General features: G+C 46.7%; 25 protein-coding genes. 11 read left to right on the top strand and 14 right to left on the bottom strand.

All coding sequences use genetic code 11. The features are described from left to right. Positions 1-30 precede the first annotated feature (30 nt). A complete protein-coding gene (locus AB4Z50_RS03210) occupies positions 31-1,578 on the top strand; it encodes a Ppx/GppA phosphatase family protein (protein ID WP_441875641.1) in 1,548 nt (515 codons plus the stop codon). Here the strand turns inward: AB4Z50_RS03210 and ppk1 are convergent. From ppk1 to AB4Z50_RS03165, 9 genes are all read right to left on the bottom strand, one after another. Next, on the bottom strand, positions 1,550-3,616 hold the full coding sequence (gene ppk1 / locus AB4Z50_RS03205; RefSeq protein WP_441875638.1) for a polyphosphate kinase 1: 2,067 nt from the start codon (positions 3,614-3,616) through the stop codon (positions 1,550-1,552). The two genes, AB4Z50_RS03210 and ppk1, sit on opposite strands and share 29 nt — an antisense overlap. A gap of 168 nt (positions 3,617-3,784) precedes the next feature. Further along, positions 3,785-4,177, bottom strand: a complete 393-nt coding sequence (locus AB4Z50_RS03200) for an FxsA family protein (protein WP_076267795.1) — start codon at positions 4,175-4,177, stop codon at positions 3,785-3,787. Positions 4,178-4,247: 70 nt separating this feature from the next. Beyond that, positions 4,248-4,715, bottom strand: coding sequence for an acyl-CoA thioesterase (locus tag AB4Z50_RS03195; RefSeq protein ID WP_441875635.1), 468 nt, complete (start codon positions 4,713-4,715; stop codon positions 4,248-4,250). Positions 4,716-4,840: 125 nt separating this feature from the next. Further along, positions 4,841-6,595 carry a pyruvate kinase gene (gene pyk, locus AB4Z50_RS03190; protein ID WP_076267797.1) on the bottom strand — a complete coding sequence of 585 codons (1,755 nt, stop codon included), beginning with the start codon at positions 6,593-6,595 and terminating at the stop codon, positions 4,841-4,843. A 97-nt stretch (positions 6,596-6,692) separates the two neighbouring features. Beyond that, positions 6,693-7,763 (bottom strand): acetyl-CoA carboxylase carboxyltransferase subunit alpha, encoded by a 1,071-nt coding sequence (locus AB4Z50_RS03185; protein ID WP_076267798.1) that lies wholly within the window; start codon positions 7,761-7,763, stop codon positions 6,693-6,695. Then, the gene (accD, locus tag AB4Z50_RS03180) at positions 7,753-8,622 is read right to left on the bottom strand and encodes an acetyl-CoA carboxylase, carboxyltransferase subunit beta (protein ID WP_076267799.1); all 870 of its coding nucleotides are present in this window, start codon (positions 8,620-8,622) and stop codon (positions 7,753-7,755) included. The genes AB4Z50_RS03185 and accD overlap by 11 nt, the downstream gene beginning before the upstream one ends. Positions 8,623-8,662: 40 nt before the next feature. Next, positions 8,663-8,854 carry a glutamate decarboxylase gene (locus AB4Z50_RS03175; protein WP_076267800.1) on the bottom strand — a complete coding sequence of 64 codons (192 nt, stop codon included), beginning with the start codon at positions 8,852-8,854 and terminating at the stop codon, positions 8,663-8,665. A gap of 95 nt (positions 8,855-8,949) precedes the next feature. Continuing rightward, on the bottom strand, positions 8,950-9,441 hold the full coding sequence (locus tag AB4Z50_RS03170; protein WP_076267801.1) for a phosphatidylglycerophosphatase A family protein: 492 nt from the start codon (positions 9,439-9,441) through the stop codon (positions 8,950-8,952). A gap of 421 nt (positions 9,442-9,862) precedes the next feature. Further along, positions 9,863-13,534 carry a DNA polymerase III subunit alpha gene (locus tag AB4Z50_RS03165; protein WP_441875629.1) on the bottom strand — a complete coding sequence of 1,224 codons (3,672 nt, stop codon included), beginning with the start codon at positions 13,532-13,534 and terminating at the stop codon, positions 9,863-9,865. Between the two features lie 141 nt (positions 13,535-13,675). Between AB4Z50_RS03165 and AB4Z50_RS03160 the strand changes: the two genes are divergently transcribed. The 3 genes from AB4Z50_RS03160 (at position 13,676) to AB4Z50_RS03150 (ending at position 14,907) form a co-directional block, all read left to right on the top strand. Beyond that, positions 13,676-14,002, top strand: coding sequence for a YtrH family sporulation protein (locus AB4Z50_RS03160; RefSeq protein WP_076267803.1), 327 nt, complete (start codon positions 13,676-13,678; stop codon positions 14,000-14,002). Positions 14,003-14,047: 45 nt separating this feature from the next. After that, positions 14,048-14,521 carry a hypothetical protein gene (locus tag AB4Z50_RS03155; protein WP_441875626.1) on the top strand — a complete coding sequence of 158 codons (474 nt, stop codon included), beginning with the start codon at positions 14,048-14,050 and terminating at the stop codon, positions 14,519-14,521. 89 nt (positions 14,522-14,610) lie between these two features. Then, positions 14,611-14,907, top strand: coding sequence for a YtpI family protein (locus tag AB4Z50_RS03150; RefSeq protein ID WP_076267805.1), 297 nt, complete (start codon positions 14,611-14,613; stop codon positions 14,905-14,907). Positions 14,908-14,915: 8 nt separating this feature from the next. On the opposite strand, the gene AB4Z50_RS03145 is transcribed toward AB4Z50_RS03150, so the two are convergent. Continuing rightward, positions 14,916-16,268: a DRTGG domain-containing protein gene (locus AB4Z50_RS03145; protein ID WP_441876186.1), complete on the bottom strand. Its 1,353-nt coding sequence runs from the start codon at positions 16,266-16,268 to the stop codon at positions 14,916-14,918. Positions 16,269-16,366: 98 nt separating this feature from the next. Next, positions 16,367-16,840, bottom strand: coding sequence for a hypothetical protein (locus AB4Z50_RS03140; protein ID WP_076267806.1), 474 nt, complete (start codon positions 16,838-16,840; stop codon positions 16,367-16,369). Between the two features lie 231 nt (positions 16,841-17,071). On the opposite strand from AB4Z50_RS03140, the gene AB4Z50_RS03135 reads away from it, so the two are divergent. Beyond that, positions 17,072-17,425, top strand: a complete 354-nt coding sequence (locus AB4Z50_RS03135; RefSeq protein ID WP_441875623.1) for a helix-turn-helix domain-containing protein — start codon at positions 17,072-17,074, stop codon at positions 17,423-17,425. 79 nt (positions 17,426-17,504) lie between these two features. Here AB4Z50_RS03135 and AB4Z50_RS03130 read toward each other — a convergent pair whose 3' ends face one another. Continuing rightward, complete coding sequence (locus AB4Z50_RS03130; RefSeq protein ID WP_339207799.1) at positions 17,505-17,789, bottom strand: hypothetical protein; 285 nt, start codon at positions 17,787-17,789, stop codon at positions 17,505-17,507. Positions 17,790-17,879: 90 nt separating this feature from the next. Next, entirely contained in the window at positions 17,880-18,215 is a 336-nt protein-coding gene (locus AB4Z50_RS03125; protein WP_441875620.1) for a YlbF family regulator, read from the bottom strand. A gap of 236 nt (positions 18,216-18,451) precedes the next feature. On the opposite strand from AB4Z50_RS03125, the gene AB4Z50_RS03120 reads away from it, so the two are divergent. From AB4Z50_RS03120 to AB4Z50_RS03095, 6 genes are read left to right on the top strand one after another with little or no spacing between them, the layout of a single operon-like run. After that, complete coding sequence (locus AB4Z50_RS03120; RefSeq protein WP_441875617.1) at positions 18,452-19,822, top strand: YheC/YheD family endospore coat-associated protein; 1,371 nt, start codon at positions 18,452-18,454, stop codon at positions 19,820-19,822. A gap of 11 nt (positions 19,823-19,833) precedes the next feature. Further along, positions 19,834-21,057 (top strand): YheC/YheD family endospore coat-associated protein, encoded by a 1,224-nt coding sequence (locus AB4Z50_RS03115; protein WP_441875614.1) that lies wholly within the window; start codon positions 19,834-19,836, stop codon positions 21,055-21,057. Further along, positions 21,054-22,433 carry a YheC/YheD family endospore coat-associated protein gene (locus tag AB4Z50_RS03110; RefSeq protein WP_441875610.1) on the top strand — a complete coding sequence of 460 codons (1,380 nt, stop codon included), beginning with the start codon at positions 21,054-21,056 and terminating at the stop codon, positions 22,431-22,433. The genes AB4Z50_RS03115 and AB4Z50_RS03110 overlap by 4 nt, the downstream gene beginning before the upstream one ends. After that, positions 22,433-23,587, top strand: a complete 1,155-nt coding sequence (locus AB4Z50_RS03105) for a YheC/YheD family endospore coat-associated protein (RefSeq protein ID WP_441875607.1) — start codon at positions 22,433-22,435, stop codon at positions 23,585-23,587. Before AB4Z50_RS03110 ends, AB4Z50_RS03105 begins: the two co-directional genes overlap by 1 nt. Before the next feature lies 1 nt (position 23,588). Next, complete coding sequence (locus tag AB4Z50_RS03100) at positions 23,589-24,086, top strand: GNAT family N-acetyltransferase (protein WP_441875604.1); 498 nt, start codon at positions 23,589-23,591, stop codon at positions 24,084-24,086. Next, positions 24,043-25,218 (top strand): YheC/YheD family endospore coat-associated protein, encoded by a 1,176-nt coding sequence (locus tag AB4Z50_RS03095; protein WP_441875601.1) that lies wholly within the window; start codon positions 24,043-24,045, stop codon positions 25,216-25,218. Before AB4Z50_RS03100 ends, AB4Z50_RS03095 begins: the two co-directional genes overlap by 44 nt. Before the next feature lie 100 nt (positions 25,219-25,318). Here the strand turns inward: AB4Z50_RS03095 and AB4Z50_RS03090 are convergent. Beyond that, positions 25,319-25,567 (bottom strand): HAD family hydrolase (locus tag AB4Z50_RS03090; RefSeq protein WP_441875598.1); only part of this gene is annotated, 249 nt, incomplete at its 5' end.

Genomic DNA, 25,567 nt, shown 5'->3' with positions numbered 1-25,567 from the left:
GAGCAAATTTTGCCGTATTGGAGGCGCAACATGACAGGACAACGCATCGGAATTATTGACATAGGCTCCAACTCCGTCCGTCTCGTCGTTTACGAGAAGACAGCAAATGGTGCTCATCGTGTGGCGGATAGCAGTAAACGGCCTGCCAGACTAAGCGAACGTATTGATGAAAACGGATGTCTGCCAAGTGCAGCGATCGATGATCTGATCGACACACTGAATCATTTTACCATGATTTGCACATATAATCATACAAGCCATATTCGAGCAGTCGCTACGGCTGCTATTCGAAATGCAAATAATCGTTCAGAAATCCTTGCTCGTATTCATTCGGCCACAGGCTTATCCATCGAATTGCTTACCGGTGAGGATGAAGCCTCGTACGGCTTTCTCGGGATGATTAACTCACTCAATATTCGTGACGGTCTTCTCATTGATATCGGCGGTGGAAGCACCGAGCTTTCATTATTTCGCAACCGCGTTCTCGTTCATTCTGTATCCTTTCCGTTTGGTTGCGTAAGCTTCAACAAACGTTTCGGCACAAAAGGCACGCTCCAAGATGAAGACCTGAAGGCGCTTGAAGCCATCGTTGCAGAAGCGGCTCGAAACGAGACCTGGATTGGAGAAACATCAGGACTGCCTCTCGTCGGTGTCGGAGGAACGGTGCGTGCATTAGGAAAAATGCATCAAGCCGCATACAAATACCCTTTTCCGCAAACACATAATTATCCGATTACGAGCGAGCACGTTGATGAACTCTTCCATCAAATGCGCAAGCTTCCGCTTGATAAAAGACGTAAACTTCCGGGCTTGTCCAAGGATCGTGCTGATGTAGTTGTACCCGGTGTCGCTATTTTACGCGTATTATTCCGTGCAACCAAAGCAACTTATTACCGAATTTGCGGTGCTGGACTGCGCGATGGCTTGTTCCATGCAACCAGATTTCCAAATCGTCCAAAACTAGATGATGTGCTCAAATATAGCCTAACAAATTTAAGTGCCCTGCATCCGGAAGCACCAAAGCAGCATGTGCTGCAGGTTAACCGAATCTCTCTAGAGATTTATGATGTCCTGAATTATGTTCATCCACTGACACCTCAATCGAGAGTGCTGCTGGACACAGCGTCACAGTTGTTCCGAATCGGTGCATCCATTGATTATTACGAATATGCAAGGCATTCCTTCTATCTTATTGTTAATTCCCAGTTGAATGGGCTAACGCATCGCGAAATGATTATGACAGCAGCTATCGCATCTTACAAAAGCAAAGGCCGGGCTCGTCAGCACATTTCCGAATATAAGGAACTGCTCAACGAATCCGACCTTGAAGTCATTTATAAGCTTGGCTCACTGCTTCAGCTGTCTACAGCGCTTGATCGCGGGGAAACACAAGCCATTGCGCAACTAAATGTCCAATTATCTGGTTATCAGCTGCTGCTTCGCCCAGTTCAGCCGCGAGGAACGCTTGCAGTTGAGCGCCGAGAAGTGGATGAGCTCGCCAGCGAATTCAAGAAAGTTTGGGGATTCACGCCGTGCCTCGACTTTTCGGCTACGCACGTCCCTTCCAAGACGCTATAACCTTTGCCTCGAATTGACTGCGGAACGGCTCTTTATCAGCACTAGTAAGATGCTCATAAGTACCGTTCGGCTGCAATTCACGGGCTTTTACATTATCATCGATATTAAGCTGAAGCATCTTAATTAATATTTGTCTCAAAATTGGATCAAATACGGGACACATAAGCTCGATCCTTCTTGTAAGATTACGAGTCATCCAATCCGCGCTCGACAAATATACCTCTTCTTCCCCGCCATTATGGAAGTACATAATCCGTGCATGCTCCAGAAAACGGTCGACGATACTTATTACCTGAATATTTTCACTGCGCCCAGGAACACCCGGCCGCAAGCAGCAAACGCCGCGAACGATTAATACGATTTTCACTCCCGCTTGAGAAGCTTCATAAAGCTTATCGATCATCTCTTGATTCGATAAAGAATTCATCTTGGCAATAATGCGAGCTGGCTTGCCGGCTGCTGCATTCAATCTTTCCCTATCGATTAACCGATATAGCTTTTCCTTCAAATCAGAAGGCGCAACGCCAAAAGCTTTCCACTCATAAGGTGATGAATAACCCGTAACCTCGTTGAACAAAGCCGAAGCATCGCCGCCGATTATTGGATGTGACGTAAAAAGTCCAATATCCGTATATAATGTTGCCGTACTGTCATTATAATTCCCTGTCCCTACATGAACGTAGCGGCGCAGCGTGCCTTGCTCTCGTCTTACAACTAACAGGATTTTCGCATGTGTCTTCAGACCAACTAGGCCGTAAACGACATGGCAACCAGCCTTCTCCAGCTGGCGCGCCCAAGCGATGTTCCTTTCCTCGTCAAACCTCGCCTTTAGCTCTACAACGACCGTTACTTGCTTACCAGCTTCGCCTGCCTTAGCAAGCGCTTGAACGAGCGCAGACTGGCCGCTCACGCGGTATAACGTCATTTTTATCGCTAGCACGTCGGGATCATATGCAGCCTGCATGACAAAGTCATTAACTGCATCAAATGATTCATAAGGATGATACATCAAAACATCGCGCTGGCGGATGACCTCAAACATATCGTCAGTGTGGTCAAATTCTCTTGGATAAATCGGCTCAAGCTTCTCATACCGCAAATTATCATTGCCCGGTACCGCTCCTGCAAACTTCATCAAAAAGCTTAAATCAAGCGGTCCATCTATTTCAAATAAATTATCTTCGATTTCGAGCTCTTCGGTAAGCATTTCGAGCGCATAAGGGTGCATCCCCTTGGAAACCTCGAGCCTTACAGGAATTCCCCAGCGGCGGCGACGCAGCTCTTTCTCGATCTCCTCAAGCAGATCCTCGGCATCCTCTTCATTCAATGTAATATCCGCATCCCTTGTTAAGCGGAACGGGTTCACTGAGAATGGAATATAACCGTTGAATAACGTATCGATGAACTTTTCAATTAAATCCTCAAGAAGCACAAACTCCGTTTTCTTGCTGTTAATTCGTCCAGGAACAGGTACAAATCTCGGTAAAATAGAAGGAACCTGGACAATCGCAAACAACGGCTCCTCTTCAGACGGATCACTCTCTTGTCTTAGAAGTACTGCTAAATACAGCTCTTTCGTATGAACAAGCGGGAACGGTCTGCTCTGATCGACAGCCATCGGTGTAAGTACTGGAAATACGATTTCATGAAAATAATCCGAGACTGCTTTCGTTTGCGTTATATTAAGCTCATCCAGCGAACGAATAAAAATGCCCTCACGACTGAGGCTCCGGAACACTTCTCTGTATGTACGATATTGATCATGGACCATTTGGGTTGCTCGCTTAATCAGCCGCTTCCAAAGTCCAGAGGGCGTATAGCCCGTAAAATCAGTTTTGGATAAGCCGGCTCTCATCTGCATCTGGATGCCAGCAACTCGCACGCTCATAAATTCATCCAAATTGCTTGAGACAATTGCCAAAAACTTTGCTCTCTCAAGCAACGGATTGCTGAGATCCTGCGCCTCTTGAAGAACTCTTCGGTTGAATTCGATCCAACTTAAGTCACGATTTACATAGTTGGACAAAAGCTTGGTCATTTCTCACGCCTCCTGAGTAATTTTGCGAAATAAACCTGCTTTTCTAACATACGCTTCTTGCCTCATATCAAGAATGCTAATATAACGACAAGAAACGACTTATATCTATCTCATTATGAAGCATGACTATTATTGCCATGTTAACCTTTTGTAAATGTCACGTAAATATTAGAATCTTCCGATCTTAAAATTGCCGTTTCGTATTCTTTTCTCTAATTCACGCAGCATGATTAGTCTATAAAAGGTTCTTGTAAAAGGAATAAGCAGCGTAATGCCTATGATGTCAGACAGAAACCCTGGCAGCAACAGCAAAATACCCCCTGCTAACACACATAATCCATCTAATAGCGACTGGCCAGGAATTTGTCCAGCTTGCATTTGACGCTGAGCCTCGCCCCATACTTTTCGCCCTTCCATTCGAGCCAAATAAGCGCCTGCCAAACCCATGAGGATCAGTATAAAAAAAGTGTTCCAGCCCCCGATCCAGCCGCTAACTTGAAAAATTCCCCAAAGCTCAACCAATGGAACAACAATTAAAACTGCCAACAGCCATTTATACATGATTGGACCTCCTCCAAAGTTTACGCAGTAAACTTACTTCGTAAGCATAAGCTTGGTTTGCGCAGCAAACTTACTTCGTACGCAGCAGTTCATACAATTCAGGCATGACTTTGTTTAAGCGCGCTGGTTGCCATGACTCGTTGACCCACACATGCTTGGTTCCACCCTCCACGAGCAGTTCTCCAGGCAGTGATTCGCTTTCTGATACTACTGACGCATGGAAATCATCCAGTGATACCTTTCTAACCTGTGATTCAAAGGATACGCGCAGAGGGCTGCAATCCGCAATTCGAGTACAAACGACTACAGTATCGTCATAGCGAGCGGGTTGCACATAGCGGCATTGCAAATCTATAACCGGCAGCAGCAATCCATGCTCTTCAATCGTTTTATAGTCATAACCAGCATTTCTTATCCATTCAGTACGTCCAATTTCGAACCAAGTTACATAATTCCCGTGAAAAACGACACCCATTTGATCGGTTTCCTGATAACGAACGCGCAGCGGGTGCAGAACCCAAGTGGAAGCTGACAGCATAAATGTCCCCCCATTTTTTATCAAATCGAACATGCTTTGACGAATTGATTAGCAAAAAGCGACGGTGAGATCACCATCGCTTTTTGTTTTTGTACTATATTGTTGTTAACAAAGGCACTGTTTTATTACAGTACTTTTGATTGGCCGTGATAGATAACGCCTGTTTCGCCATAGATGGTAACTTCCATGCCATCTTGCAGCAATTCAGTTGCATTTTGAATACCAAGAATAACTGGGATTCCAAGATTCAGGCCAACTACAGCGGCATGGCTAGTAATTCCGCCTTGCTCTGTAATAACTGCGCCAGCTTTTTCAAATGCAGGCATATATTCTTTATCTGTGGAGATCGTTACCAAGATTGAACCTTGAGTTGTTTTTGCAATAGCTTCCTCAGGTGTACGAGCTACTACAATTTTACCGATAGCTGTTTGGCTGCCGATACCTTGTCCTTGTGCCAAAAGCTCACCAATGTGGTGGATTTTGATAAGGTTTGTAGTGCCAGCACGGCCAACTGGAACGCCAGCTGTAATAACAACTGTATCTCCCAAGCTTAGGAATCCAGTGCTCATTCCGCCTTTTACAGCATTTTCGAACATTTCATCCGTTGTATCCGCATCTGGACCAAGCACTGCAAATACGCCCCAAATGAGAGATAGACGACGCAATACCTTCTCATCAGTCGTTACAGCAATGATTGGAGCTTTAGGCTTGTACTTCGATACCATGCGAGCTGTAAAGCCGCTTTGTGTCGATGTGATGATCGCTTTTGCACCAAGGTCAAGAGCCGAGTTAGCAACAGCTTGGCTGATTGCTTCTGTAACGGATACTTGTTGTGCATTAGCTTGTTTTGTGAAAATTTCACGGTATTCCAAAGCGGCTTCCGCACGCTCAGCAATACGAGCCATTGTTTGTACGGATTCAGTTGGATATCTTCCCGCAGCTGTTTCGCCGGAAAGCATGATCGCATCTGTACCGTCAAAAATCGCATTTGCAACGTCACTCGCTTCTGCGCGAGTTGGACGCGGGTTGCGCTGCATGGAATCAAGCATTTGTGTTGCTGTAATGACAGGTTTACCTACACGGTTACCTTTTTTGATCATATTTTTTTGAACGAGCGGCACTTCTTCAGCTGGAATTTCAACGCCGAGGTCGCCACGCGCTACCATAAGACCGTCAGAAACCTCAAGAATTTCATCAAGGTTGTCTACGCCTTCTTGGTTCTCAATTTTGGAGATGATTTGAATGTGACCTGCATTATGACGCTCAAGCAATTCACGAATTTCAAGCACGTCGCTCGCTTTACGAACAAAAGATGCTGCGATGAAGTCTACGCCTTGCTCGATACCAAATACGATATCGTTAGCATCCTTTTCAGTAATACCAGGCAATGAAATTTTCACGCCAGGAACGTTAACGCCTTTTTTGCTTTTAATTGGACCGCTGTTTACGATACGGCAAACGATCTCAGTGCCTTTAACCTCTTCAACTGTCAATCCGATCAAGCCATCATCAATGAGGATAGTTGAACCAATTGTTACATCGTTTGGAAGGTTGTTGTAAGTAATAGGAACACGGTTGCGGTCACCCAAAATTTCTTCTGTAGTAAGCGTAACGATTTCACCTTGATTAAGCTCAATAGGCTCTTCTTTAAGCTTGCCAAGACGAATTTCAGGACCTTTCGTATCAAGCAAAACCGCTACCGAAGTACCAAGTTCTGCATTTGCAATGCGGATGTTTTTAATACGGTTGCCGTGCTCTTCAAAATCTCCGTGTGAGAAGTTAAGACGGGCAACGTTCATGCCTGCATTGATTAGCTTTTTAGTGTTTTCCAGTGATTCGCTGGATGGACCGATAGTACAAACAATTTTCGTTTTACGCATGTTAAGTTTCCTCCGTATACTGCCTGATATTCTTTACTATACTGACATGACAACCCACTGCTTGTACAGTGAAATAATCATTTTTACATATTATTCACTATTGAACGGTCGGAGTTGCTTCCGGCGCTTGTTCCTGAGATACATTCACCGCGTCCGCTTTTATACCGATATTTGTATCGGCAACTGCTCCGTCCGCCACATCTCCGGGCTCTTCAACGATCTTGAATTGACCGACTTTACGGAATTTATTATACCTATCTTCGATAAGCTGCTCAGCACTCATTTTCATAAGTTCTTGTAAATGCTGCCACAGCTTTTCCTTAATTTGCTCCGCTTGAAATGCCAAGTCCTTATGTGCGCCGCCCTGCGGCTCTGGAACAATATCCTCAATTACACCAAATTCTAACAAATCTTTGGCTGTAATCTTCATGGCTTCAGCTGCTTGATCTGCCCTGGAAGCATCTTTCCATAAGATGGATGCCGCTCCATTTGGCGAGATTGCACTATAAATCGCATTTTCCAACATTAATACACGGTTTCCGACGCCTAAAGCGAGTGCTCCCCCGCTGCCGCCTTCACCAATAACGATACAAATAATAGGCACGCCGAAGCCGGCCATTTCCCGCAGGTTGCGCGCAATCGCTTCCGATTGACCTCGCTCCTCGGCGGTTTTGCCCGGATAAGCACCCTTCGTATCAATAAACGTGATGATTGGCCGCTTGAATTTGTTCGCTTGCTCCATTAGACGAAGCGCCTTGCGGAAGCCCTCAGGATGAGGACTGCCGAAGAAACGAGCAATATTCTCACGAGTGTCCTTGCCGCGCTGGTGTCCAATAACAGTAACTGGAACACCGTTTATCTTAGCAAGGCCACCAACGATGGCAAGATCATCTGCAAACAGACGATCTCCATGAAGCTCCATATAGTCGGTAAATACCGTTTGAATGAAGTCTAACGATGTCGGACGCTGATGATGACGCGCCATATGCATCTTTTGAGCCGGAGTCAGCTCACTATACAATTCTTCTTCCAGCTGCTTGCACTTAAGCTCAAGACCGCGAATTTCTTCCGTGAAGTCGATACCCTTCTCCACGCTTAAGGTCTTAAGCTCAGTTACCTTCTGCCGCAAGTCGTTCAACGGTTTTTCAAAAGGCAGCTCACCCGCCATAGGATGTTTCCTCCCTTACGCAATGCATATCAAGCAGCTTTGCTAACGTAGGTTTCATATCTTTGCGGTGTACGACTTTATCCAATTGGCCATGCTGTAAGTTAAACTCAGCCGTCTGGAAGTCGTCAGGCAGCTTCTGGCGAATCGTTTGTTCGATAACAATTCGTCCGGCAAAACCGATCAACGCGCCAGGCTCGGCCAAATTGTAATCGCCCAAGCTCGCAAAGCTTGCCGAAACCCCGCCCGTAGTAGGATCGGTAAAAATCGAAATAAACAAACCCCCGGCACCTTGAAACTTTGAAAGTGCCGCGCTCGTTTTGGCCATTTGCATTAAGCTAAGAATACTTTCCTGCATCCGGGCGCCGCCCGATGTTGAGAAAATAAGAAGCGGCAGTTTCTTCTCATGAGCCGCTTCGATCGCTCTTGTAATTTTCTCTCCAACTACGGATCCCATACTGCCAGTGAAAAAATCRAAGCTCATGACTGCTACGACGACAGGAAAACCACCAATCGTACCTTCTCCTGTTACGACAGCTTCGCGAAGACTTGACTTGCTCTTCTGCTGCTCTAGCTTGCTCGCGTAACCTGGGAAATTTAGAGGATCGATGGATTCCATATTGGCATCGTATTCTACTAGATGCCCATCATCAAGCGTTAATGCAATACGCTCCAACGCGCTTAGACGGTAATGATAACCGCAGGATGAGCATACCTTCAAATTCTTTTCCAACTCTTTGCTATACTGAATCGTGCCGCATTTGGAGCACTTATTCATCAAGCCCTCAGGAACTTCACGCTTGCGTGGTTCCGAAGGTATTGTTGCATATTTTTTCTTAGTAAATAAATCTTTTATTTGCACGTGTGACACCTCTCAAGGCGCAATAGTATAGAGCAGTCCATCATAATGGCCGCATAATGGAGTTGAATACTTCTTGAACTTCCTCCAACTCGCCTGACGGAACTAGTATCTCGTATTGCTGTTTGGACAGATTGACGGAGCGGATTTTCACCAGAAACCCTTCATCCGTTAGCCGCTTCTTGATGTTATCTGCAATTTTTGCTGTTGGTGCGATATAAATGACCGTCCACATCATGGTACCTCCTGAAAACTTTGCTTCCACAAAGCTCACTTACTAAGCACAGCTATCCCGGTAACAGGCCATATGATCTCACAATGATACCATAGTTAAGGCGAATCCGGCAAATCATATTGGATCGCTTTCGGGTCCTGATGTGCAATTCGAGCAGACGCGGCAGCGGCTAATCCAGCAACCAGGTCATCTAAAAAAACATGAATTCGTTCACCTTTTATATTTAGTTGACGAATAATACCGGGTTTTACTTTATCTAAATATCCGAAGCTCGTCAATCCAATCATGCCGTAAACATTCGTAATGCCGAGCGCAAGCGTCTCATCCACACCGTAAAGCGACTCATCATTTTCCATAATCGATTGCAAAGGCTCTGGCAATAACTTCCGCTCAGCTAACTCATCAAGGGCCATACCCGTATACATGACATATTGAACCTCTCGTTTGCCAAGTACCGCCCTTACGCTTTCCTCACACTCTTCCATCGTCAAATCACCATTATAGGGACGCTGCAGCGTATAAACGATTTCTGTTACATCATCGATGGATACCCCTCGTTTTAAGAGCCATTTCTCGATTCCTGTCATAGGACTCATCCCTCCCGTAACTGCTTGTACGTTTATCTTGGAAACATAGGCGTGAGCAGATGACATTGTCCTCAGGCGGCGCTCGCACTCTCCGAGCCCCATAGCCATCTTCACATGTATCTCTAAACATATGCACAGATAGGCTCTGATGTGCATACGAAATGCCGTTGCTTGCAAGATAAAACAGGAGGGTAGAAATCCTATTGCATCAATACTAAATATTCATGGCAAAAGAATAATTTTTCTTCTTATTTTTTTGCATAATCTCACTATCGAAATAATTTCAAACCACGGTTTGCTCARCTCAAACCTATTCTCGCCATTGCATATTTTCAAGCATAAGATCAGCATTTAATTTCTGATTTACCCGAAGCGAGAAATAGATTGCAGATGGTTTCGCATCAGCTCGTTTATGTCGTTGTCATTTTACGATGATCGAGCCTTCACCCAAGAGCTGCTCAACGGCTGAGATAAGCTCAGCAGATGGTTTAACGCGATAACTATCGCTGAGAGCAATCGATTTTTGTCCTTGTACATAAAATAACACGGTAGCGAGCTGTCCGGCATGACCAGCCAAAACACTTTTTAGCTGTTCAAGGACAGCAGGCTGTTCATTTTCAGCCAAAATTTTTATATATACGCGCTGCGGCTTGCGCTCATCGGATGCAGGTGTCGTGCGGTTATTTCCGGACTGAGGGCCGGGTTTAACGCTACTATTATCAGCAGCCTTAGTCTGGAAAGCTGGCCGATTGCTAGGTGACGTCGTTCGGTTAGCTTGGCCTTGCGTTTTCTGAGTACTGCCCTGAGAAGTATAGCTGCTCCCGCCCGTTCTTGCCGCGCGAGCCTTCGCCTGCTTCTGCAGCCGTCCTACGTGATCCGCAAGCTCCATCTCCGCATGTTCAATCGGTACACAATCTTCAACGATGAGCTTATAGTCATCATCCTGCTGCTGAACCGTTGCTTGTATAATGGCTAAGCCGCCCTTTTTGAGCTTGCTTTCGATTCGCTTCCAGATCGTTGGAAATACGACAGCTTCCACACGCATTATGCGATCTTCAAGCTCGAGGAAACCCATGGACAGACCTTTCTTATTCGTGAAAGGTTTGATGGATACGACCATAATGCCTACAATAGCAATCGCCCCGTCCTTTGCATCAGACAGCTCAACCAACCGATCAAGACCTAGCGCTGACAGCTGCTGCTCGGCAGCATCCAGCGGATGGCCGGATAAATAAAGCCCCAGCAGGTCCCTTTCAAAATCAAGCTGTTGCCCTGTCGTGTACGGACGGATTTCGGGCAGCTCGACATCCCAGTTCTGCACCTCATCTAAACCAAACATTTCAATTTGCAGCTCTTCACGGTCTTTGCGCCATTTGATTGCTGTCTCTACCGTCTCCTCCAATGCAGCTAGTAGCTGAGCACGATGTCCTGGCAACGAATCAAAAGCTCCCGCCTGAATGAGCGACTCCAGCACCCGCTTGTTCACAACCCGCAGGTCTACACGTTGGCAAAGATCCAGAAGACTATCGAAGAGCCGATCCTCTCGCTCTTTTAAAATCGCTTCAATGGCTTGTGTGCCGACATTTTTAATCGCTGCCAGCCCGAATCGAACCGCTTTCTCAACAGGTGTAAACGATACGCTGCTTTCATTAACGTCAGGCGGCAGCACAGCAATGCCCATTCGCCGGCATTCATCCACATATTCAGCGGTCTTCCGCTGATTTCCTGTAACTGAAGCGAGCATCGATGCCATAAACGGCACAGGATAGTTAGCTTTAAGCCATGCTGTCTGAAAGGCGAGTACTCCATATGCTGCTGCATGCGCCCGAGGGAACCCATAATCGGCAAATCGAACAATCATGTCGTAGACATGATTGGCATCCGTTTCTGAATACCCTTGTGCAAGACTTCCTTTCACAAAGTGAGCCCGCTCTTCGTCGAGCACCTCACGCTTCTTCTTGGATACTGCTCGGCGCAGCAAATCCGCTTCGCCAAGAGAAAAGCCAGCCATCAAGGAGGCAATTTGCATGATCTGCTCTTGATAAACAATAATGCCGTAAGTGTCAGAGAGAATAGGCTCTAGCGACGGATGCGGATATTCAACCGTTACGAGCCCGTGTTTGCCTTGAATGTATTTAGGAATAAACTCCATCGGGCCGGGACGGTAGAGTGCAAGGACAGAGACGATATCCTCGAATTCCGTTGGCTTCATTTCCTTCAGCACTCGCCGCACACCGGCAGACTCGAGCTGAAAAATTCCGGTCGTGTCGCCGCGGCTCAGCATGGCATACGTTGCCGGATCACTATCGCTAATGGTGTGGAAATCGATCACTCTGCCGTGCTGCTCCTTAACGGCGTGCAGTGCACGCTCTAGAATGGAGAGAGTACGCAAGCCGAGAAAATCCATTTTTAGAAGTCCAATAGCTTCTAAATGCTCCATTGAATATTGCGTGAGCGGAATTCTCTCGCTTCCTGTCTGTATAGGCGTATAGTGTGTAAGCGGCTCTTGTGAAATCACAACACCCGCAGCATGAGTGGAGGCATGCCTTGGCATGCCCTCAACCTTCAAGGCCATCTTCAGCATAGCCGCCGTCTTCGGCTGACGCTCGCTTGCTTCACGCAGCTCGTTGCTCATGCGAAGCGCTTCCTCAATCGTAATGCCCAGTTGGTTTGGAATAAGCTTAGCTGCTCGATCCACCTCTTGAAACGGAACGTTCATAGCTCTGCCTACATCCCGAACTGCTGCCTTGGCCGCCATCGTTCCGAATGTAATGATTTGAGCAACATGCTCTTCGCCGTATTTGGCTGCCACGTAAGCAATGACCTCGTCACGCCGTTCATCATTGAAGTCAATATCAATATCGGGCATGGAAATTCGCTCAGGATTAAGAAATCGCTCGAACAAAAGCTTATATTTCAGCGGATCAACATCCGTTATTCGAAGCGTATACGCAACAAGGCTGCCCGCAGACGAGCCCCGTCCAGGTCCCGTTCTAATGCCTGAATCATGAGCGAAGCGAATAAAATCCCAAACGATCAGAAAATAGTCGCTGAATCCCATCTTCTCGATGACAGACAGCTCATATTCGAGCCGCTGCTCCGCCTTTTGTCTATAATCAGTATCTTGAACCCACTCTGGATTTCCGCCATATCTAGCAACTAATCCGTCGCGGCATAAAGTAATTAAGTAATCGGCTGAGCTCATACCCGATGGTACCGGCCTAAAAATAGGAAGCGCAGCGCGTCCAAGCGTCAGTTCAAGCTCACATTTATCCGCGATCTCAACTGTATTCGCAATCGCTTCAGGCACATGTCTGTACAGCAGCGCCATTTCGTCCGCACTCTTCAGATACATCTGATCCGTCAGCATGCGCAATCGATCAGTATCCTCTGTCGTTTTGCCCGTACCGATGCAAATAAGCACATCCTGCATAGCAGCGTCCTCAGCCTGCAAGTAATGCACATCATTTGTAGCGACCAGCTTAATACCTGTTTCCTCTGCAAGCTTTATCATATCAACAGCTACTTTTTTCTGATCCAGAAGACCATGATCCTGCAGCTYTAAATAAAAGTCATCTCCGAAAATATCTTTATAACGCAAAGCGCTGCTTCGTGCTTGCTCCAAGCGGTCATGCAGCAGATGCTGAGAGATCTCGCTCCCCAAACAAGAGCTTAAACAAATCAGCCCTTCAGAGTACTCACGCAGCATCTCCAAATCAACGCGGGGTTTATAGTGAAAACCTTCTAAATGTGCTATGGAGGAGAGCTTCATTAAGTTTCGATAGCCCGCTTCGTTTTTGGCAAGCACAATCAAATGATAGATTGGATTTTCCTTGCGCGACCCTTTCTCAAAGCGAGAACCAGTCGTCATATATAGCTCGCACCCAATAATCGGTTTTATTCCTTGTGCACGGCATGCCCGGTAAAAAGGAATAGCTCCGTACATGACTCCATGATCGGTGAGCGCAAGTGCCTTCATGCCGAGGTCCGCAGCTTTAGCTGTCAAATCTTTAATTCTGGCGGCGCCGTCGAGCAGGCTATATTCGCTGTGGACGTGCAAATGCACGAAAGATTGTTCATTATGGCCGCTCATCGCATCGGTTCCTTTCCGCTTCGTCCAAAAATAAGATAATTCTATTTTATCATAATAGCGATGGACACGCCCATAGAATGGTAGCAGAGCATACAAGCATGCGGTGTTAATCTACAAGACTATATTTTTGGAGGGATACGGGTGAGCTATTTTTTGTCCAAAGCAGGACTTGATTTCTTTATCGCATTTGGCGTTGTTTTAGGTGGATCTACGCTTGCAGCAGTGGGATCGGTGTTTATGCTGATGCCGCCAGCCCATACAATGCTCGATACAGCCATAAAACTGAAAATATGGGCGATCGTCGCAGCAATCGGGGGGTCGATTGATCCCGTTCGAGTCATTGAAAGCAACATTATGGATGGTCAGTTATCGCCGGCAGCCCAGCAAATCTGCTTTATTATTATCGCTTTTCTGGGTGCACATTTAGGCACAGAGCTAGTGCGGCTTATTTGCAAGGGAGCCACCTAAGCGATGCGCGTGCCGCCGTTTAGCCGTTTCACGAGAGGACTGCAAATGGTAGGAGTATTGACACTCGGGATGATCATTGGCGCAATTGTGTACAATTCGCTTTATTTGGCGCAATTTGAGGCTTTAATCACATTGAAGAGTGAGCTGGAGGTTAAGCTGGAGCAATACGAAACGGATTTAAAACATTTAAATGAATTCAAGAATCAGCATACCGTTATAAAAAGCATCCTGCCCCGTGTAGAGAAAGAAGCCGGCCAAAATACGGGAAGGCCCCATCTTGATCAAGTTACCGAGGCGTTGATTATTAAGCGGATAAAAGGGGATTTGAGCGTCTTCCTTGGGCAAAGCATTTATGAAATTGACTCTGACGCAAAATTCGCACGCAACCTCCTTGAGAAGAAGGTCTATATGGATGTGAACAGCAAGGACTATACCATTGAGGTTAAGACTATTCTTGTCGTTGATAATGTGCTGCATGTCTGGATCAAGGTGCGTGATTATGCAAAGCCTCCTTCTTAAGCATACAGCTGCGATTCGTGATACAATAGAGCCTGTCTATTCACAAGATCGAAGCTGTACATACGTAACTTAAAAGGAGTTGCTTTTCCATGGATCAACTGATGCAATGGCTGCTTGTGCCGGGCATCCTAATTACACTCGTGCTTTCGGCTGTATTCAGCTTTAAATCACGCCGCTCCACTGATGCGAGAACCCGGGGCCTCTTCACAGCTAGAATGAATATTAGCATGGGAGCCATGCTGCTTTTTATCGCTCTCGTTCAGTTGTTCTTGTCCGGAGAATCTACGCTTCGCATCGTAATTGGCGCTATATTCCTTGTGATCGGCGTATTTAATGTATTTGCTGGTCTTCGCAATCTCAGCGCGTACAGCTCGACAAGAAATTAAATGTGCAATTAATACGGATCAATCATTTGGGCCGTCAGCATCGCTTTGGCGGCCAAGCCTTGTTTGTCCTTCACTTCGATTTCAAGCTTCGTAAACTTCCGACTCATCTCAAGCGCTTTAGGTATGATCGTAACCTCACTGTCAATTTGAACCGGCCTTACAAAAAAAGTCGTCATACTCTCCAGCAAATAGTCACGCTTCGCCGTTTCTCGAATCATTCTGCGAGCCGCTTGCGTCATTAGCGTAGAGAGAAGTCCTTCCGACACCATCCCAAGCGCACCTGACATTTGCGGTGTAATGATTCCCTTATAAGCAATGCCCAGCTCGTCCTGACCAATGACATTAACATTTGTTGTAGCCATAAAGCCCGTCCACATTAAGTCTTCGAAAGTCTCTCCCGATTCCGGCTGCTTTCCAGCAAATCGCATCGCATCAAGCACTTCTTGCCTCGTCACAACGCCTAACAGCTTGCGATGCCTGTCAACGATAGGCAACAAATCAATACCTTCCGCAGCCATCGTATGAGCAGCCGAAGTGACCGTTATATTGGGTGCCGCTGTAATCGGATTTTTTGTCATCACTTTATCTACCGCGCTATCCTCAGGCGATCCCACAGCATCCTTAGCCGTCATCATGCCAACAACCTTGCCCCTTACATCGACTACTGGAAATCTGGAATAACCCGTTTCCCGCGATATTTTATGGAAGTCCAAAACCGTTTGCCCGATTCGCATCACATCAGCGGGTCTGCTGAAGGTTACGATGTCTTCGATCAGCATGATCTTCCGCTTAATAAGCCGGTCGTACATCGCACGATTGATCATGGAGGCGACTGTAAACGTATCATGCCGCGATGAGATGATTGGGAGAACGCGCTCGTCAGCAAGCTTGATTACTTCCGCGCTCGGCTCAAATCCGCCTGTAATCAATACGCCTGCTCCCTCCTCAAGCGCGCAGCGATGCGCCCCGATACGGTTGCCGACTATTAGCAAGCTGCCCTCGTCAATGTAGCGCAGCATCGCATCCAGCTCCATTGCACCAATGACAAACTTATGCAGCGTTTTATCAAGGCCGGCTGCTCCGCCGAACAGCTTGCCTTCCACGATTTCGGCAACCTCGCCAAATGTAAGCTGGTCCAGCGCTTCACGCCGTTTCCGATCAATTCGCACCGTTCCGATACGTTCCTTCGTGCTGACAAGGCCAGAGCTTTCCGCTTCTTTAAAAGCTTTATAAGCCGTTCCTTCGCTGACGCCTAATTCCTTGGCAATCGCGCGTACGGATATTTTCGTTCCAATCTTCAAGCTTTGTATATAAATCAATATTTGTTCATGCTTCGTGTTAGTCTCGTTGCCTGGTCCGATTGAAGCCACCTTATATCCTCCGTCCACTTGCCTTTGTTTCTCCCTATTATAGGAGAAAGCGAGGAACAAGTCATGCTCACCCTCAATTCGGGCCTAATCTAGAGCTGCCATTGAAGCAGAACTTGATTCGTACGCAGCCTGCCATCGATCAGCTGGCCCTCCAAGCCTTTAAACCGCCATTTCTTGAACAGCTGCTGTACCGTTTGAACGTTGATGGCATCTTCAGCGCCTGACATGATAAACGCTTGCCAATCATATTCAATCGGAATCGGATATCGCAGTGATTGGATAAGGAATTGATTCATTTCTATCACTTGTGATGGAATTTCATCGTATATGCTAGAGAACAAAAAAGAGCTTTGCTCGCTGTGCGGCCGAGAAATAGGATCAGATTTTAAGTCAAGCACATATTCAACGATTTGGGTATGCGGGTTAACACGACAGCTGAATGAGCCACGTGCAGCCAAAGCCTTATCGACACGGTGAGACAAGCGGTATGTGAACTGAACAAGGAATGGAACATTGTTATAATATGCGCGAACTTTTCTGAAAAATTCGAATTCGTCAACCACTTTGCATCCTCCTCGTGTCCACTGATTTTGCCCTTATATATCCTACCACTTTTATTTAAAATGGTAAATTGATCCTTTAAAGGCAATGATATTATTAGAATGATACTTTTTTACACAATTATAGTAAAGAGACCATCTATTAGTCAATGACTATAGTCACTCTTTTTAATATGCTCTATAGAATGTTGTTGATAGACTAGTAAAGTTTTATCGTTAGGCTGAGGTGAATCAATGAGTGGGATTGCAGGACTTGTAGGAGAGAACATTCGACTGCTGCGCAAAAAAAGAGGGCTTAGTCAAGAACAGCTTGCTCTTCGCGCTGATATAAATGCTTCCTATATGGGACAGGTTGAGCGGGGAGAAAAAAATCCAACGATTGATGTGCTAAGCAAAATCGCGTTTGCCCTTCAAACGCCGCTCGAGAGAATCGTGAACGTTGTTCCAAACCCCGATGCTGCAGATGATACTGACGATGAAGGATATGCCACGAAGGTTGCCCACCAAATGAACGGCTTAAGCTTAAAGGAGCAGGAAGCGGTATATAAATTCGTTAAGCAGCTTGTTCAATTTAAAGAAATCCAATAAGAAGGTTTCGTCAAATATGCTTATTAACAAGAAAAAGATCCGACGGTATAATACCGACGGATCTTTTTTTTGTTGTATGCTAACCTCGGGCTCTGCGGGCAGTTGTCGCCTTCTGAACAAGCTTCTGTTCCCATAACAGCGCCTTCGCTCGCTTAATGCGCGCGAGCTCCTTCCGTCTCTCATCATTCATAACCAGCGCATTGACATGTGACGTTATGATGATTAAAGAGAACAAAATCCATACTAATCCGAATACACTCATCAAGCTCCAAGGCGCATTCAGCTCGAGACGCGGAATCGCATATACAAGCATCGCCAGCGCAATAAGCAAATACAATACATGACGGCCTTTTCCAGCTAACATTCCCTTCAACTCCTTCATACGGTCATAAGCGGCTTATATTCTTGTCCGCATAATCATTCTATGAAGGAGGGACAGGGTATATGTCTCCTATTAGTCTACAATGGACTTCAGCACATCGGACATAATGCGGTTAACATCCTCAAACACGACGGCAAACCGGCGCTCCGCATCCATCAATTTGCCTATCAACGGATTAAGCGTAATCACTTCATAGAGCTTGCTCATCTTCTCCATATCTTCGGCAGAAGGCTCTTCACCAGCCATCATTTTTTGCTGTAAAAAGTTTTGCCGCTCGCGAAAATCATCCAGCATTTCCTTTGCATCTGCATCAGCTTCTGCTTCCAGCTTCGCAGCCTTTAATAGCAATGCCTCTTCGCTTTCCTTAAGCGCCTTCGCTAATTCATAAGCTTTGTCATAAATGTTCATTCGTCTCTCTCCCATTCTTATCGCTCTCATTTGGTATTCAATACGTCCAATCATACCCCTTATTCTATACATGAACCAAATCCTTGATGGAAAAGCATGCTAAAACAACACAAGCTTCAGAACCGTTTCTGATTCACAAAGGAATAGATGTCCTCATATGCTGAAGTAATTCGTGTAAAACACCTATAGGCCGCTAACCTCTTATCGTCATCCTCCTGCTTGGAAGGAGATTTATGATGCTCAAATCGAAAGTAGCCGTACAGGTGATCAGCTCCGGTATGCTTCCGGAGGATACGCTCATGCTTGGCGAAGCACAAGTAAAGCAGTGGAAAATCCCTCAAGGCCAGCACATTCTCGTAAAGTTTGGTGCTTTTCGGCAGCATGTCAAGGTTATTCCTGTCGCAAAGTACGACGGAATGAGGATCAGTCAAAGTTTAGCCAGACAGATGGGATTAACAAATGGCACATCGATCCGACTGCAATACAAAGCCAGCACTGCCACACTCGTTTTTGGGCCTTTAATCGGCGTTCTCATTAGCCGAGATTATCCGCATATGCCGGATAAACCCTTTGGTTCCATTACTATGTTTTGCAGGGAGCTTGTTGAAGCCTGTACAGCGCAAGGCGCGTACGTTTATTTTTTCACACCTAATCAGATCGGCACAAGTATCGACAACATTGATGGCTGGATCTATTCCGACGGCTGGCGGAAGCTCTCGATGCCCGTTCCTGACGTCGTTAATAACCGTCTTACCTCACGAAAATTGGAGAACAGACCCAGCGTACAACATTTCATGAAAGAAGTAAAACAGCACCATCAGACTACCGTTTTCAATGAAAAGTTTTTGGATAAAACCGAGGTTTTCGATGCGCTTAAGAAAGATGAAAGCTTGGTTCGCTATTTGCCTGAGTCGCATCTGCTGCGCAACTATACGATGCTGAAATCAATGTGCTCTCGGTACAGCAGCGTTTTTCTCAAACCTGTTCGCGGCAGCTTAGGAAAAGGAATCATTCGGATCACTCATCTTGATTCGAGTAATTATCAAGTGATGTATGCGACTTCGGCTGGTACTCGAAGACAGCAGTTTACGAGCTTGGTTAAGCTCTTCTCGACGATTTCCGCGAAGATGAAAACCGTGAGATACCAAATTCAACAGGGATTGCAGCTCATTGAAATCCAGAAGCGGCCAGTCGACTTCCGCGCACTCGTCCAAAAAAATTCGAGCGGTAAATGGACGATCACATCCATTGTAGCCCGTACAGCCGGAACTCATCATTTTGTCTCAAACTTAGCGCGCGGCGGCACGCTCAGCACGGTTGGAGAAGCTGTTGCAAAATCAAATCTGCAGGCAGGGGTTAGCAGGCAGGAAGCAGCGAAGCGGCTCCAACAGGCAGCGCTAAATATCGCGCGCGGCGTTGATGCGCAAATACCAGCACATTTCGGTGAGCTCGGCATCGATCTTGCAATGGATACGGCAGGCCGCGTATGGCTGCTGGAAGTCAATTCCAAACCGTCAAAAAATGATAACACACCGCTAAATGACAATAAAATTCGTCCATCCGTCCGCATGATGATTCAATACTCCCGTTTTTTAGCGGGCTTTTAACGGAGGCTTCTATGCAGAATCGAAAGGTCAAACTTGCCATTCTCGTGGCCTCAATCAACGATAATGCCTCAGAGCATGCATCTATTCCGGTAATGCCAGAGCCTTCCTTCTATCGTGCGCTCAGCATTGCCGGCGAGCAGCTTGGCATGGACGTCTATCTATTTACAGCAGAAGACTTTCAGCAGCATACGGAGTCTCTCGTAGGCTATCGATTGGAGAACGAGCATTTTTCTAAACAGACCGTCCCATTTCCTGACATCATCTATGACCGCTGTTTCTTTACTGAAGCCAATCAGCGAATAAACTGCCGCCGCATGCTCAGTTCCCTTGCTCAAGTTAAGCCTTACCAGCTTCTAAACGGAAAACTTCCTGGGAAGCTCGATGTGTATGAAGCACTCAAAGAAGACCATATGCTGAGCAGGCATTTGCCGCTTACTCTTCCCATGCAAACGACACAGCAGCTTCTTGAGCTCGCCGATCGTTTCCGAGGAGGCATCATTCTTAAGCCTTCCTCAGGGATGCAGGGCAGAGGCATCATCCTTGTGAAGCGCTGCCCGTTTGAGCAATCACTGCTCATAAAAGGTCGAAACCGAAGAAACCATCCCTTCTCGGTCTCCTTTAAGGAGGATTTAGCTTTTGAGCGATGGATTCATCGTTTCATAAGTGGAACCTCCTATTTGATTCAGCCCTATCTGGAGCTTAGCGGCAATGACAACAAACCATTTGATTTACGAGTGCTCATTCAAAAGGATGAGAAGAGCAGATGGTCGATCTCTGGAGCCGCTGTGCGCACAGGGCAAGCGGACTCCTTAACATCCAATCTTCATGGCGGGGGCGGCGCCGTCCCGGCGGCAAAGCTGCTGTCAGCCAAATTTGGCGAGTCAAAATCCGAACGTTTGCTAGAGATGATCCATACAATAAGCAAGCAAACGGCAGAACGACTGGAAAGCAAATTCGGCAGATTTGCCGAGCTCGGTTTAGATTATGGCATTGATCAGAGCGGCCGAATATGGCTGCTCGAAGCGAACTCGAAGCCTGGCCGCTCTTCCTTTGGAATCATAAGCGATCATGAGGCCGAGCGGCTTTCCATTGAAAGACCGCTTCTATATGCACGAATGCTGTCTAGGCGACTATCACCGTCCTTTGTAGCCAATGAATTCGCAAATGGCCGTCGTCATCATTCAAGTTCTGACAACCAATTACGGCCTTTCAACGTTCAGGAGGTTCATCGATGAGTTTGACAACTTGTAACGTACATTTCTCACAGCAATCGAATAAAATTGTCTATTTATCCAGCCCACTGCTCAAACATCTCAAGCTCTCAGGCAAAAAATCGGTTCACCTCAAGCTGGGCAAAGAGGTAATCGTAGCTGAAATCAAGCCATTGAAGCGGCCGGGCAATCATCTGTATTTATCAACTGCCATCCGTCAATCGATTAAAGTGCCGAAGTCAGGCAACGTTTACGTGCTTAATTCAGGCGATAATGAGGTTCAGCTCGGACCGCTGGTCGGCATACTGAGCGACAATTCGACACGCTCTGAGAGCAATCCTTTTGGTCCGCGTACCGGATTTATCAAGCAAGTCATTAAAACAGGTGAACATAAAGCTTACCTTTTCGGCTTTACACCAAGCGACATCAACTGGCAGCAAGAAACGGTCAATGGCTATTTCCTTAACCCGCAGGGCGGCTGGTATCGCAAAATCGTTCCGCTCCCGGACGTCGTGTACAATCGTCTTCCGAGCCGCAAAGCGGAGACATCTGCATCCATTAATTCACTGCGCGAACGCTTCGTGCGCCGCAAAATCCCATTTTTTAATTGGAGCTTCTTCAACAAGGCCGATGTCTACAAGCTGCTTGATAATGATCCTGAAGCGCTGACTCATTTGCCTGAATCGGTCTCTGGTCCATCTTCCGAAAAAATTAAGGAAATGCTGGAGAAACATCAATTTCTATATTACAAACCTACGGCAGGCAGCCTTGGAGTAGGAATCTACCGATTGACCTATCACCCGAAGCGCGGGTATTTCGCCCGCTATCGCAAGGGCAGCCAAAATGTGCTGCTTCGATTCACGCAATTCAGCAGCTTAATGCGGATGCTTCAGGCGAAGCATGGCAGCAGCTTGAATCATTATGTCGTTCAGCAAGGCATTCGCTTAGTTGAGATCGACAGCTGCCCGCTCGATTTTCGCTTTCACATGCATAAGAACGGCAGCAACGAGTGGGTTCCTGCTGGAATCGGAGCCAAAAAAGCAGGCCGAGGAAGTGTAACTACGCATGTGAAAAACGGCGGCTCGCTCATGACGCCTGAGCAAGCGCTTGGCAAAACATTCGGCACGCAAGCAGATGCCGTTCTTGAGAAAGCAAAGCTGGCTGCGATTAAACTATCAGAAGCGATCGAACGCAACTACCCTCATAGACTTGGTGAGTTGGGACTGGATCTCGGCATTGATAAGGATGGAGAAGTATGGATGTTCGAAGCGAACGCCAAGCCTGGACGATCAATCTTCAAGCATCCGGCGCTTCGCTCTGAGGGCCGCGCTTCGCTATCTTACATCTTAGAGCATTGCTTGTATCTCAGCCGCTTCAAAGATGAGGGAGGTACCAGCTGATGGATAGCTTACTTCCCGATGATGCAGACGTTAGAGAGCAGCGTGCCGGCCGAACCGTATTGGCGATTTTGACGATCGATGATGATGTTCAGCTCTTTCGCGGCAATCGAAGCAATTTTGTCGATTTGATTAGAACGGGTCAATCGATGGGTTTCATCGTTTATGTCCTCACCGTAAAAAACCTGCTTCTGACCAGAAGCAGCTTAAAGGGATATGTCTTCAATGAAGCTGAGGACAGCTGGCAGCAAAGATTGCTGCCCTTTCCCGACGTGATTTACAACCGAATTCCGCTGCGCGAAGATGAGATCCAACCGGCTGTAAGGCAAAAGATCAACGCCTGCCGCAAGCATCCGCGAGTCACGCTGTTTAATCCGGCTTTTTTCAACAAATGGGATTTATTCGAATGGCTTCGTTTATCAAAACTGACCAAACCTTATATCCCATTAACACGAAAACTCGTTTCGGTTACGAGCCTGGAACGCATGATGCGAAAACATTCTTATCTTTATTTAAAGCCAGAAAGCGGAAAAGCTGGAAAAGGCATAATGACGATCAAGGTTCACGCTGAGAAGCAGCTTCCTTATCGGCTAAGAATTCAAGAAAACAAAAAGAGTACGACTTACAATTGCTCCACCCTTCATAAACTTTGGAGTCGTATTCAGAAACAAAGCGGCAATGAGGCCTATATCGCTCAACAAGGCATCAAGCTCGCCTCCTTCCAGGACCGAAGATTTGACCTTCGCGCGCTTGTTCAAAAAAACCAACGAGGGCAATGGGATATTACTGGAATAGGTGCCCGAATTGCAGGCGCATCCAGCATTACGACCCATGTTCCTCGCGGCGGTATGATTGAAGACCCAGAGAAGCTACTCATTAATTCATTTAATGAAGAGCAGGCGCGTAAACTGCTTATAAAAGCAAAAAATGCGGCCGTTCTTATCGCTAAGCAGATTGAACGCGCCTCAGGCCAGCAGCTCGGCGAAATGTCGTTGGATTTAGGCGTCGACAGCGTAGGGAACATGTGGTTTTTCGAAGCTAATTCTAAGCCTATGAAATTCGACGAGCCTCATATTCGTCAAAAATCGTTAGAGCGCGTATTTCATTATGGAGCTTATTTAGCTAGAACAAAATTAGAAAAAGCAGGAGGCGCATAACGTGGATCTAGAGCTGCTTACACCGGAAGCATGGTTAGCGGAACAAAAAAGACTCATTGGCTTTGCCATTCGCTTCGGAGATAAGCGGCTTGCAGTTTCGACTATTCATGCGCTCCGAAAGCTTGATCCTTCATTACTACAAGATGGAGTGAGCCGTCCATGCGGCGCGGTTGCTGCAGTCGTTAAGCAAGGAAACCGCGTCGTCGGCTTCGGTTTTGCAGAGGACGGCGGCGAGGCTGCGTGCATGGTCGTCGTCCATCCCGAAGCTCGAAGCCTCGGGATTGGCAGTTCACTCGTTCAAGCCATGATTCAACGTTTAGGGAAACTCACTTGCAATGTGGCAACGGACAATACGGCAAGCATGGCTTTATGTTTTCGTTTAGGCATGACAGCCGTTTCCATGCATAGAGGGCCAACAGGCAAACCGACGCTTCGCTTTGAAAGGGGAACCACGAATGAAACAGCCCGTCCTAGGCATCCTGACTCTATATCTCAATGAAGCCGGACATCTGGAGGAACGTTCCATCTATCAGAAAATGACTTCCGCTGGACGAAAGCTGGGACTAAGCGTCTTCGTGTTTACGCCAATGGACGTCAATTATATTAACAACAAAATTCACGCGCAGTTCTACAATCTTGACACACAAACATGGTCACGAAGGTGGACCTCGTTTCCAAATATGATTTATGATCGATGCCGAATCCAACGTACCTACCGCTTTGACCAGCTCAAAAAGTTTCGTGAACGCTATGGACATCTTACGTTCCTTAATCGCCCGCTTCGCAACAAATGGACCATCCATCGCATCCTCTCGAAAGATTCTCGATATAAAAGCTATCTGCCTGCCACGAAGTATGTCACCGATAATCAAGATATTACCGATATGATCCGAAAACATCAGCTTGTTTATCTCAAACCTATTAATGGAACCGGCGGCAGAGGAATTTTGCGAATCGAACGGCGCAAGGATGGTCAGCTTCACATCCAAGGCCGGGATCAATCAAGAAAAATTATACGACCGCAATATATTTCCACTGCAGGTTTAAACAGCTATTTGGCTCCTTGGAATTTGAAAGGCAATCGCTACATCGCCCAGCAGGGCATTCAAATAAAGCTTGCTAGCGGACGTGTCCACGATTATCGGATGCTTGTTCAAAAAAACGGAGAAGGCAATTGGGAAGTTACCGGTTGCGCTGGACGAATCGGGGCATCCGGCAGCATTACCTCTAATTTACACGGCGGCGGCAATGCTGCTACGATGAGCAGCTTGCTCAAGGAATGGCTTCGCGATGATGCGAAGGTCGCGCAGGTTAAGGAAGAGACAGAGAAGCTGGGGGTCGGCATTGCCGCTTACTTAGAGCAAAATTACGGCAGACTTTGTGAGCTTGCTCTCGATTTGGCAATTGATCGAAAAGGCGGGATCTGGCTGCTGGAGGTAAATCCGAAGCCAGCTAGAGAAGTATTTGCACAGGCTGGAGAGAAAGAGGTTTATCGCAATGCGATTATTAGACCTCTGGAATATGCCATCTGGCTATATAACCAGAAGAAGCGAAAGAAAGGTAAAGAGAAGCAGGCTGCCGTATCAGATGCCCGTGTGGATGAGAACTTCATTTCTGATAAGGAGCTGTGATGCGGCTGAGCATTTGAAATCCATAGCAAAAAAACACACCTGTTAGGGCGGCGCCATCTCTCGGCCTCCCTAACAGGTGTGTTTTTATTCAAGCTGCTTATTATTGTTCCAATAAAGGCAGGAGCTCGCGGAAATCATTAATCAGTACATCCGCTCCCTCAATTTCTGAAGCACGACCATATGTAGCATACGCACAGCCGATCGTTTGAAGACCGTTGCCTTTACCCGCTTCCACATCCGAAGAGCGGTCTCCTACCATCCAAGCCGATTGGATATTGTGATCCTTAAGCAGGCGAGCAACTAAGTCGACTTTGGTTGAAGTCTCATATTCTCCCGCACTGTATAAGCC

It is taken from the genome of Paenibacillus sp. 2TAB26 (genome assembly GCF_052115145.1).
Classification (GTDB): domain Bacteria; phylum Bacillota; class Bacilli; order Paenibacillales; family Paenibacillaceae; genus Pristimantibacillus.
This window is presented reverse-complemented; position numbering and strand designations above follow the sequence as displayed.